9 protein-coding genes are annotated in these 10,348 nt (G+C 58.2%); 8 read left to right on the top strand and 1 reads right to left on the bottom strand.

Translation table 11 applies throughout. From position 1 onward, the window contains the following. The first annotated feature begins 115 nt into the window (after window positions 1-115). The 3 genes from Q4P21_RS15035 to Q4P21_RS15025 all read left to right on the top strand — a co-directional run bounded on the left by Q4P21_RS15035 (window position 116) and on the right by Q4P21_RS15025 (window position 3,217). Window positions 116-916 carry a hypothetical protein gene (locus Q4P21_RS15035; protein ID WP_303389540.1) on the top strand — a complete coding sequence of 267 codons (801 nt, stop codon included), beginning with the start codon at window positions 116-118 and terminating at the stop codon, window positions 914-916. Continuing rightward, window positions 886-1,494, top strand: a complete 609-nt coding sequence (locus Q4P21_RS15030; protein ID WP_303389539.1) for a site-specific integrase — start codon at window positions 886-888, stop codon at window positions 1,492-1,494. The genes Q4P21_RS15035 and Q4P21_RS15030 overlap by 31 nt, the downstream gene beginning before the upstream one ends. 121 nt (window positions 1,495-1,615) lie before the next feature. Next, window positions 1,616-3,217 carry an LA2681 family HEPN domain-containing protein gene (locus tag Q4P21_RS15025; protein ID WP_303389538.1) on the top strand — a complete coding sequence of 534 codons (1,602 nt, stop codon included), beginning with the start codon at window positions 1,616-1,618 and terminating at the stop codon, window positions 3,215-3,217. Between the two features lie 1,074 nt (window positions 3,218-4,291). On the opposite strand, the gene Q4P21_RS15020 is transcribed toward Q4P21_RS15025, so the two are convergent. Continuing rightward, window positions 4,292-4,570: a hypothetical protein gene (locus tag Q4P21_RS15020; protein ID WP_303389537.1), complete on the bottom strand. Its 279-nt coding sequence runs from the start codon at window positions 4,568-4,570 to the stop codon at window positions 4,292-4,294. A gap of 196 nt (window positions 4,571-4,766) precedes the next feature. Here Q4P21_RS15020 and mobC point away from each other — a divergent pair, with 196 nt between their 5' ends. The 5 genes from mobC (at window position 4,767) to Q4P21_RS14995 (ending at window position 10,087) form a co-directional block, all read left to right on the top strand. After that, complete coding sequence (gene mobC / locus Q4P21_RS15015) at window positions 4,767-5,177, top strand: plasmid mobilization relaxosome protein MobC (RefSeq protein WP_303389536.1); 411 nt, start codon at window positions 4,767-4,769, stop codon at window positions 5,175-5,177. Beyond that, the gene (locus Q4P21_RS15010) at window positions 5,174-6,961 is read left to right on the top strand and encodes a hypothetical protein (RefSeq protein WP_303389535.1); all 1,788 of its coding nucleotides are present in this window, start codon (window positions 5,174-5,176) and stop codon (window positions 6,959-6,961) included. The genes mobC and Q4P21_RS15010 overlap by 4 nt, the downstream gene beginning before the upstream one ends. Further along, window positions 6,958-7,989, top strand: a complete 1,032-nt coding sequence (locus tag Q4P21_RS15005) for a hypothetical protein (RefSeq protein ID WP_303389534.1) — start codon at window positions 6,958-6,960, stop codon at window positions 7,987-7,989. Before Q4P21_RS15010 ends, Q4P21_RS15005 begins: the two co-directional genes overlap by 4 nt. Before the next feature lie 166 nt (window positions 7,990-8,155). Next, a complete protein-coding gene (locus tag Q4P21_RS15000) occupies window positions 8,156-8,596 on the top strand; it encodes a hypothetical protein (RefSeq protein WP_303389533.1) in 441 nt (146 codons plus the stop codon). Between the two features lie 861 nt (window positions 8,597-9,457). Then, window positions 9,458-10,087 (top strand): hypothetical protein, encoded by a 630-nt coding sequence (locus Q4P21_RS14995; protein WP_303389532.1) that lies wholly within the window; start codon window positions 9,458-9,460, stop codon window positions 10,085-10,087. The last annotated feature ends 261 nt before the right edge of the window (window positions 10,088-10,348 follow it).

Here is a 10,348-nt window from a genome sequence, read left to right as displayed (position 1 = left end):
TGCCTAACCCAAAAGAAACTAAACAACTGTCTCAGATTCTTGACACACCTCAGACCTTGGAATCAGTTTCGAAGAAGGCAGGGCCTGGCTCAGCCGATTCATGCAAGGTCCCCTCGTGGGCAAACACCGCACATTGTTTATTGTCAGAGGCCTCTACCTTGATATTGCTTCCTGGGCCACCGACGACGCCTACTGGGCAGAATGGGCAGCACCCTCCTTCCTGACCCGAGAAGATACAGCCGGGGCCAACAAGAACAAGAGGCGAACTCAAGCCCGCATCCATCAAAGAATCCGGGATCTGAGTCCTCTGCTACCGAAGCTCCTCATGAGCACAGCACAAGAACTGAAGGAGGCCCAGTCGCTCCTTGCCGCAGGAACAGCGGCGGAGCAAGGCCAAGAATTCGAATATCGCGGAGTCACCTACCACCGCCGGGAGATGAGTCGGAGCAGAATCAATGATCCCCGCGGATCAAGCCGCGTATGGATCACAGGCGGTAGCTTCGAACGGCGAATTGACCTCACGCAGCGTGAGGAAAACTGTTTCTGGAGCTGGGCGCTGATCAACACCCTGAGCGAAACAGGAGTACGGATCGAAGAGCTTGTCGAAATCACCACACACGCCTTTTCCATCTACAGACTCCCCGAAAGTAGCGAAGCACTGCCCCTTCTCCAGATCGTCCCCTCAAAGACAGACCGAGAACGGATACTGCTCATCTCTCCGGAACTTGCTCACGTCTTTGCCCAGGTCAAGAAGCGAGTATCAACCGCTGACGGACGTGTACCTTTGGCTGTGCGCTACGACTCAGCTGAGCGCACTTACGGACTGCCCCTGCCCCACTTATTCCAGCTGCGCAGTGGAAGCGAACGCCGAACCATGTCATCCGAGTGGGTTCCGAGTGGGTCAGGAAATCCATAAAGGACGCAATCAGTAGATCCGGCCTCAAAAACGAGAACGGAAATGACTACAAATTCACTCCGCATGATTTCCGAAGACTCTTCGCCACATCCGCCTTGGCCTCCGGTCTGCCGATACACATCCTCGCCAGGCTCATGGGACATCAAAACATTGCCACAACGCAAGGCTATGCAGCCATCCACGACGAAGACACCCTCCGGCATTTCAGAAGCTTTCTCGACAGACGCAGAGCATTGCGGCCGGCAGATGACTACCTCGAACCCAGCGAGACAGAAATCCACGAATTTCACGAACACTTCAAGAAGAGAAAGGTCGAACTCGGTAGCTGCGGGAGAGCCTACGGAACACCCTGCATCCACGAACACGCCTGCATCCGATGCCCCATGCTCCGACCAGACCCCACGCAGCGTCGTCGCCTTGAAGAACTCATTGAAGCCCTCGAAGAAAGGAAGAACGAAGCTGAGCAGCGAGGATGGCTGGGCGAGCTGGAAGGCATAGAAATCAGTATCAACGCTGCACGAGAAAAGCTAAGCCAGATGATGAGGCAGGTATCACTTGGAATGCCGGTTATCCCCTGACTGTGAAGGCGGGAACCCCGCCCAAAGGTAATGCAGCTACAGCTGCGACGGCTGCACCGATACTGTTAGCTATTCGGCGCAACTACATCGTTCGGGAACGTCAGGTTCAACAGGGGGAAGCATGGAGAGTCGCGAAGGGCGCCAGAAGTTTGAGCAATTGGCACGCGAAATTAAAGATTGCTCGAGATGGATGCGGCAGCCAAGGGTTGCCATGAAGCGACTTGGCACGATCTACATCGGGTTACACGAACTGATTGATTCCGGAAGTGTGGATCCTGATAAGTGCATCAGGATGCTTCTGCGTCTGTCATCGCTGCAGATAGATGCGGCATGCGATGCATCTGATGTTGACGAAATAGAACGTGGAATGGTGTGGGCCCAGGAAGTTCTTGACGAGGAGAGCATCGAAGAAGGATCCAAGGCTTCGGCAGCCTATAACCTCGCAAATGCACTGACATCGATCCACTATCTGGCATGGACTGAGCACCGCGCAAAAACAGAAACCAAAGCAGATAAGCGCGCTCCCTTCCGATTGAGAGAGCGTGAAATTGTCCGTCGCACACGCGTCCTAAATGCACGCGCTGCCAAAAGTTCAGATCTGGAGGGGTTTGCTCGCTCAACAGCCTTATGTAACCTTGGCAACTCATTGGACGAATCGGGACGTTGGGTTGAGGCGTATCAGTGTTACGCGGATGCTATAGAGGCGGATCCAAATAACGGCAATGCTGCGGGGAACGCGGCAGAGCTTCTGCGTCGTCGGATCAACCGTGGGCACGGCCTGCTAGGCCATTACGCAGCAGTTTATGACTTCTATCTGAAGAAAGCGAAGGATCTGCGGCGACAAACAGTGGCAATCGCCGGAGAGGAGACGGCTATACGCTGGGATTCCCTAGAGCCCACCGGCAGCCCTGGGCATATCAGCCACGAGGGCGACAAACTAAACGATTATCAGATGTGGATCAAACAGCACAGGCTAGCCCTGACTCTAGCTGTTGAAGGACTAGGATCGGACGAACCTAGGTGGGATAGCGCCAGCCTCAAGAGTGTTACTGTCCGTCTTGGTGAGCCGGACCCTCCACCAATTTTTTCCTCCATGAACGTGCTCAAAGCAGAATTCCTCACAGCGCGCAGGCTCGCGTTCAGCGGCGAAAACATGCTGCTGGATTCTCTGTATAAGCAGCACCACGAGGACACCGGATGGTACGCCGATACCCTTGATTATTCGCTGTATGGGGAGCCTCCGGCGATGCTGATACTTGCACAGCGAGCTAGCCTCGACCTCTTGGACAAAATAGCAGTTGCAGCGAATGAGCACTTTCAAACGGGGCTGAATCCCGGCAACATCACGTTTCGTAGCTACTGGTTCGACAACGGCTCGGGTGCCATTAGGAAAAAGCTCCCGCTGCCCGTAGACGGGCAGGGAGCAGCGATCGCGCTGGCTGAACTTTCCTTCGACATTTGTCCGGAAGGACTATATCCGGCAGCGCAAACCCTGCGAAATGCTGGCACTCATCGGTTGGTTCATTTGACCCATGGGGAGGCCACGGGGGTCACAGAGAATACACATAGCACGGTCGATTTCCTGGAATTGATTCATGCCTGCCACGAATCCCTTAGAGTGGCACGCGCCGCCTATATCTATCTGATTGATCTGGTCAATGAGAAGGAAGCAGAAGGGAAAAAGGAACAGTTGCTGAGTCTGCCCCTTCATGAGCAGATGTAGAGAGTTCACCCTCCTCTTAACAACCTCAACGTGAAGGCCCAGAACCTTCACGACTTGCCGGATGCTGGACACCGCAAATGGTTGGGTTTCGAACAACTAGTACGTCTGAAGGGCCGCGCAACCGTTGACATTGACCTGTAGTCCGGAGAAGATACACCCTCAGTGATGTTGAGGCACTGATGGCCGAGCAGTAGGAAAAGAACAAAGTAAAAGCGCGGAACCTAGATACAGGAATTATCTAGGTGCCGCGCTTTTCTTCGTCCCCATTTTAGCAGTGGGGGAGGTATCGAAGCGAATTGCCGTGGGTGGTTTTTTCGAGCGCGCCGGTGCCGGTGCCGCCACAGGTGGGCAGCCATGTCGCCGTCGTGTTTGTGGTGCCGTCACCGGCACCGGTTCCCGACTCACGTTGTGGCCGGCACGTAGGACGGGGGAGCGGTAGAGGCGTGAAAAGTTTGGCCGGCTTTGTCGGCCCTTTTGGAGTGTGTGCGTGGTGGGGTGTGTTGCCCCGTATCCACAGGGGGACAGCAAAAGATTCTTTTCCTTCGGTCTTTTCCTGCCCCCAGGTGGATACCGGGACCCGGAAGGGGTCGGCTGCACACCGTCGCCAGTGGTCCTCAGGCGCGAGAAAGTTATGTTGAGTGGGCCGTCGCCCGTGCACAGCCTAGACAAGCGCGGGGTAATGGAAACTCAGATGAAGAAGCTCCGTTGGAGAGGAAGAAGGGGGTGGGGGGGGGGGGGCGGGGCGCCACCCCCCCCCCCCCCCCGCGGGGGGGGGGGTGGGGCCCGTGGGGTTTGTCGGGTGGGGGGGGTGGGGTGGGGGGGGGGTTTTGGCGCCCCCCGCCCAACCCACCACCCCCTTTGTTCTTTTGGTGGGCAACAGCTCAACAGAAGCCGTGCACATCCACCGTTAGCACTGGTGAGATGACTGCCCAAGGTGAGTCGGTGGTTGTGTGCGGGTGTCCGGCTGGTTCCTGCTGTCCACGGGTGTGCGGGAAAAGACCGGAGGATTAATCTTTTGCCGTGCCCCTGTGGGCAGGAGGCTAGTTACTTCCCCACGCTAAAGACCAACAATCTTTATTCCGCTGCGGAAGCTGCGGGTTGCCTTTTGGGACGCCCGTTGGCTTGCTTCGTTGCTGCCTCGATACCCATTTCCTTCAAGTCCTTGGCGCTCCAGCCGTGGCGCAGGGCGGCTGCGTGGTTGAGGTTGTGTTCACGTTCTGCAGCGGCCAGGAACTCCCGAGCTTCAGCAAGTGCTGCGCCGCTTTTACCGGCAGCTACCACGGAAGCCACCTTCGCGTCCCGGTCCTTCGTCAGGCGGTCTTCTGCTTGCTGGGTCAGCGTGTTGATGTCCATAGGTAAAAGCCTAGCTCCCAGCCACGCACGGTCGCAAGAGACAAAAGCCCAACAGGACCCAGAGCAGAGCAAGTTATCTAATTTGGGTACCCAAATTACTTGAAACGCTGGTCGCGGAGCGGCGTTTGTGGCAGAGTGGTGTGTGCGGTCTCCATGGTGTGGAGTCGCTGCGCTAGGCCATGGAGGGGTGAGGTTCTTGTCGGAAGCTGATGCCGCTGAAGCTGATGTGGTGGGTGCGTCGTGGGGCAAGACCAACCGCGATGACGTCCAGGGGGGACGCACCACGAAAAAGACCTACCGCGTCTCGGTGGCCGAGGAAGCGGCACTGAAAGTCAAAGCGCAGCGGTACGGGATTTCCGTGGCCCGTTTGGTGGTCGAGTCGGCGCTTTCCCGCGAGGGTGAATCGCATACGGACCGTCAGGCTTTGATCCAGGAACTGGCGCAGGTTCGCACACTGCTCTCGCGTGTCTCATCGAACATCAACCAGATCGCCCGCCACGCGAATACGACCGGTGAGTTCCCTGCTGACGCCGCCGCCAGTGTCGCGGCCATGCGCCAGCTCATGCTGCGGATCGACACCACGGTGCGGGGAGTGTCGGGGCCATGATCGGGAAGATCAAAAAGGGCCACCGCATGATCGGGCTGATCCAGTATTTGGCAGGCCCAGGACGAGCCAACGAACACACCGACATACACGTGGTGTGTTCCTCGGAATTGATCGCCACCGTCAGCGACGGCATGGAACTAGACGCAGCGAACACCATGGCCTTGGGCCATGAAATGAACCACCCCAAAAAGGTCTACCACGCCGATAACCACAAGCGCGCCCAAGTCTTTCACGTCTCCCTCTCCTTGGACCCAACACAGGGTGTTAAGGATGATGATTTCTGGGACACGATGGTGCGCGAATACCTGCACGGCATGGAGATGGACGGGGTGGACGGGAAGCCGCCGATGCGGTGGACGGCCATACGCCACGGGGTCAGCTCCAACGGCAACGACCATGTGCATATTGCAGTGTCCATGATCCGTGAGGATGGTACCTGGTGGAACACCAACAAGGACTTCGCCAAGAGTTCAGCGACGTTGCGGGCGATGGAGAAGAAGCACGGCCTGCGCGTGCTTGCACAAGGTGTGAAGACCCAAGGCTACGCCGAGGGTGAGCTGCAATCAGTGGCCCGCCGCCGCGCCATGGCCAAGCACACCCGCGAAGCCAACACCACCGCAGGGATGGTGCCCTGGTCGATGCTGGATCGAGACTCCCGTGAGCACTTGATTGCCGAGCAATCACGGATAGAACAACCCCGCCACGAGATCGCCTTGAAAGTCCGGGCAGCCGGGGCCGGGGCACGCTCGGAGGCCGAGTACGTGCGCCGCCTACGCGGCAACTCCCTACTGGTCCGTCCGTACTTCGCCAAGGGTGGAACGGGGAAAGTGGCCGGCTACTCAGTGGCGATGCGGCCCACCGAAGGAGAGCGGCCCATCTGGTACGGGGGAGGAACCCTCGCCAAAGACTTATCCCTACCAGCACTGCGTGCAGGATGGCCGACCGACAGCGCAGCCGAGGCGGTCCCGGAATGGAGCGCCGCACAGAGGAATCGCCGCTTCGCCACACCGGACCGGAGCGCCGTATCCGGGGCACAGTTGCGGGAGTACTTCAACGAACTCGACGCCTATGCCAAGACGCTGGCGCAGACAGATGTCAACGACCCCGCACAGTACGCCCAGATCGCCCGTCACGGGGCCGGGCTGTTCTCCGCCTGGGCCGTAGCAGCAGGAGCAGAAGGAGAGGCAAGCGCGAAGGAACTAGCGGAAGCGGCGAGACTATTTGCCCGTCACGCCGAACTCTCCGAAAAGCCCGCCCGCGCCGTCACCCCGGCCTCAGCGGTCTACGCGGACCTGTGCACCCACCACGCCATTGGCATCTCCCGCAGAGCAGGAGCAGTAGCCGTGGTCCGTGCCTGGGCAAACATGGGCACCACACTCGGAGGCGCCTTCACCGCAAAAGGATGGGCCCAACGCTCCGAGGTCCTCACCACTGACCTACGCCAACACCTGGACACCGTCCACGACGCCTACCGGATCATCAACCCACTACCGACCCGCACAGGTACCAAGGAGCAGGCAAAGGGTGGCACCGCAGTGCTGACAGCACGACCGGACACCGCCCGCAAGGCAAGCTCTCGCGGGGAGCAGCTGGCTGCTTTGGAGGCACGCCTGCGGGCAGCCGGTGTGGGCGAAAAAGCCATTGCCGCCCGCATGTTTGCCGAACAACAAACCAACACCACAGCAGGCCACCCCGCACGGGGCAGGACCCCACAGGGGCCCCGACTTATCCGCAACAATCCACGGACTAAAGACCGTGGCCCAGAGAAAGGCATACAGCCATGAACGAAGCAGACGAAATAGACGAACCGCTCCAGCAAGTCCTCCAACACGGCATGGCCATCTCCGCCCAACTCGGACGAGAAGTCGCCCGTGTGTGGCAGATGAACATGGAACACAAAGCGCAGATGAACGACCGTGAAGCCGCACGGCTGACCATGGCGTTCGACGGCGAAAAGCAGACGGCTGTGGCCTTGCTGGCCCCCACGGAACACAAGCAGTGGTGGGATGCAGCGAACCCTCGGGAACTCATGGACGCCTACCGTGTCGCCACCGCATGGAAAGACCACGACCCGGCAGCCGCCGAGGCAGAAAAGCGGATCTGCCTTGAAGCCAGACTGCGGTACGGCGTCGACGCGGACAAGCTCGCCCGCGAATCCGCCGTGCACACATCCCCCATGATGGAAGCGGACCTTGCCAGACTGGCCAAGGCGCGGGAGTGGGCCATAGTGTCGAACCGTAAAGACATCTTGCCCAGCTTCTACCCAGAAGCAACCCGGATGCGGAACCTCCTGCACGACTACGACGCCAAAGAAGCCGCCGCGAAAAGGGCAGAAGAAGCAGCCGCCGCTGAACGGGAGCAAGGTGACGTGAAGAGCCGGGAAGCGGCAGAGGAGTTCGCGCTGTCTACCCAGGAAAAGGACCAAGCCGCAGGTGTTGAGCTCGACGGCCCTTCAGCTGCGGAAGAAGCGTGGTATGGGGACCTGTTCCTGACCGAAACACCCGAAGCCCAGGAAGAACGAACACAGGCATCCGCGTTGAGGGAAACAGCCGAGCAGCACGAGGAGCAAGGCGATCGAGTCCTCGTTACCGCAGGGGCAGCGTACGATTCCGCGGAACGCCAAGAAGCCCTCGCAGACCGGATGCGTGCAGCAGGGGCACCCGAGAAGGGAATAGCCGCACGCCAGTTCGCAGAGTCACAACAGAAACACCCCATCAGCCACGCAGCGGCTGGCAAAGGCAGAACCGTGAACAAGGTCAAGACCAACACACCCAAGAAGAACCAGACCCAGGGCAAGCAGCAGAGCCGGTGACACTGCGGCCACCGCTCATCCGCGAGCTGCCAGCGCCTCGGTTCAGCTGCTGCCTACGCATCGTTTGGTGGATGGAGCGTGGTTTTCGTTTGAGCTCTGCTGGTGGGCTAATAAGGGCCACCCTGGCACTTGTCCCATGCTTGGGACATATGCTATTGTCCCAAGCATGGGACACAATGAAGATTCAATGTACAAATTTGACGGCTCCTTCGATGACGTGACCGGCAGTGAGTATGTCGTCGGCCGGGAATTTGATTCATCATGGATTGCCGGAACGCTCATCAAGGCCAAGCTGGACGCGGAAGCGGCAGCAGAGGCCCATGAAACCATCCGGCTACAGGCCATCAGCGCTCTCAGGGATCAAGGTCTGACTGTGCGCGAGATAGCCGATACCCTTCAATGGGCCGGAGTGTCAAAGAGCGCAGCCAGCCGCAGCAACCGTGCCCGGCCCCGCCGCTTCCAGCCACAGCCGCCCATAGATCAACTCGTGGAGCGCGCCTGGCGGGAAGGCCCTCAAAACAACTGGGAATGGCCGGAGAAGCGCGACGGCGACCACCCCCGGCGGCTCACCATCAGCATCAACATTCTTGCCTCCGCCGGCAATTAGCACCAATACCACCTCAAGCACAGACTACTGACTCACACCATGTAGGGCACTGGCCTTCCCTGTTCCGTACCAAAACCTTCGTTCCATCCACCAAACGATGCGCATGCAGTCGATGGGGCGTGGTGCTGGCAAGTATGGAATGGCCGGTGGCCGCAGTGTCACCCTGATCTAACCCTTATCCGGCATGAGTATCCTGCCACAAACGACCGTTTAAGACGGCCTCTAAAGGCTAGGATGGAGCCGTTCTGACTGTGGATTCCAGCGCTTCCTGGCTGCATACTGGGATCGCTTGGTGTGGCAAGTTCCAGGACTGAAGTTGTCTTGGTGGTCTATGGTTTCGAGGGTTCGAGACGCTGAGTTGGATCAGGCGCAGTAATCGGACGTCCTGGGGAAGGTCATTTGGTGTGGTTATGGCTCCGTCCGACAGGAAACGTGCCCTTCACCCCGTTTCGAAGGTGATGACGACGCGTCATCCTGCCAGAGGGTCTTTGTCTGCCGGCGTCTTCCAGCGTCTCTTGCCGCCGTGTTTGGATGCGGGGTGTAGCAGGAGGAGGAGGGCAGAGCAGTGTGGTCTCATTGTTACTTCATGACAATATCTTCGGGCCTCTTTTGGGAGCAGTCATCCGGTGGTACGGTCGGTAATTATTAGGGTATCGGCTGCGCAGCTGGATGGATATTCATGTTCAACGACATGCCGGTCGATGATCTTGTGGTTGCTTCATGTCGCAAGGAGGAGTCATGGTTGCTGCTTCAGAACATACGCCCAGGTGTACAGCGTGTCATTGTGGTGCACAGCATGACCAGGTCGGTACTGCGCAACGAGAATCCGTCCTGAACCTCCACCGCCCGCCCGGCATACCTATGAGCATTGATGAACACGAGGAAGACCCCCGTGCCATCAGCGAACTCAACGGGACGCGGCTCCACTACGTGATTGATAGGGATGCCTTGGACGAGAAGATGCTCCATATCTTCACTAGCCAAGGCGATGCAGAAAAATATTTCAGCAATACGGTGGATACGTCGCTGAAGCCCAGGCTCAAGACGCGGAATTCTGTACAGCGAAGTCTGAGTTTTGGTATGCCAGAGATGCTGCACCAAGAAAATCCCTCTTTGTTTATGGGTGGTGTGGTTCCGCAGGCCGCTCCTCCTGGGGGTGTACCTCCGAACGGGGGTTATATCGATCTGTATGAGAACAAGGACTGGGGTGGCCACCAGTGGCGGATTTTGGAGTGGGAAACCAAAACGGTTGGTGATTTCAGGAAGCTAACGGACTGTAGCTTTGCCTGGTTCGGCTGCTTGGCTGCCAATGATCAGGTTACGGGCGTGGACGCCATGATCAGCGGAGCAAAACCTATGTATGTACTGGCCGAGGATATAAACCTTGGCGGTAGCTGGTTCTGGGCGCCAGGACGTTCCTTCATTTCAAATCTCACCTCCTATGGGTGGAACGACCGGGCATCTTCGTTGATGATTATGTATTTTTCTTAACCATTCATCTCTGCGGGCATCGCCGGCGAACGTCACGGTGGTGCTGTTTAGTCTCGGGTAGGCGTACGGCAAGAAGTACCGCGAGTTAAGCGAACTGGAAACGATCCTTTAAGGCAGCCCAACGGAACAGGAGAAGGCCCTAACGGTGCCGGCTTCTGTCTTGGGTGGCATAAAGGAGCTGTTGATTGCCAGCCGAGCCACATGCGTCTTTGCGACGATCACGAGTATGAATCTGTCTCAATCGAGTGCCTTGCAAGCCAT

It is taken from the genome of Arthrobacter sp., assembly GCF_030540645.1.
GTDB lineage: Bacteria > Actinomycetota > Actinomycetes > Actinomycetales > Micrococcaceae > Specibacter.
Note: the sequence above shows the minus strand (reverse complement) of the source record. Positions and strands in the feature narration are given on the sequence as shown.

Bases quoted from the DNA above. Each gene is read 5' to 3' on its own strand.
- Q4P21_RS15025 (WP_303389538.1), top strand. From the start codon at position 1,616: ATGGAGAGTCGCGAAGGGCGCCAGAAGTTTGAGCAATTGGCACGCGAA.
- Q4P21_RS15020 (WP_303389537.1), bottom strand. From the start codon at position 4,570: ATGGACATCAACACGCTGACCCAGCAAGCAGAAGACCGCCTGACGAAG.
- Q4P21_RS15010 (WP_303389535.1), top strand. From the start codon at position 5,174: ATGATCGGGAAGATCAAAAAGGGCCACCGCATGATCGGGCTGATCCAG.
- Q4P21_RS15005 (WP_303389534.1), top strand. From the start codon at position 6,958: ATGAACGAAGCAGACGAAATAGACGAACCGCTCCAGCAAGTCCTCCAA.
- Q4P21_RS15000 (WP_303389533.1), top strand. From the start codon at position 8,156: ATGGGACACAATGAAGATTCAATGTACAAATTTGACGGCTCCTTCGAT.
- Q4P21_RS14995 (WP_303389532.1), top strand. From the start codon at position 9,458: ATGAGCATTGATGAACACGAGGAAGACCCCCGTGCCATCAGCGAACTC.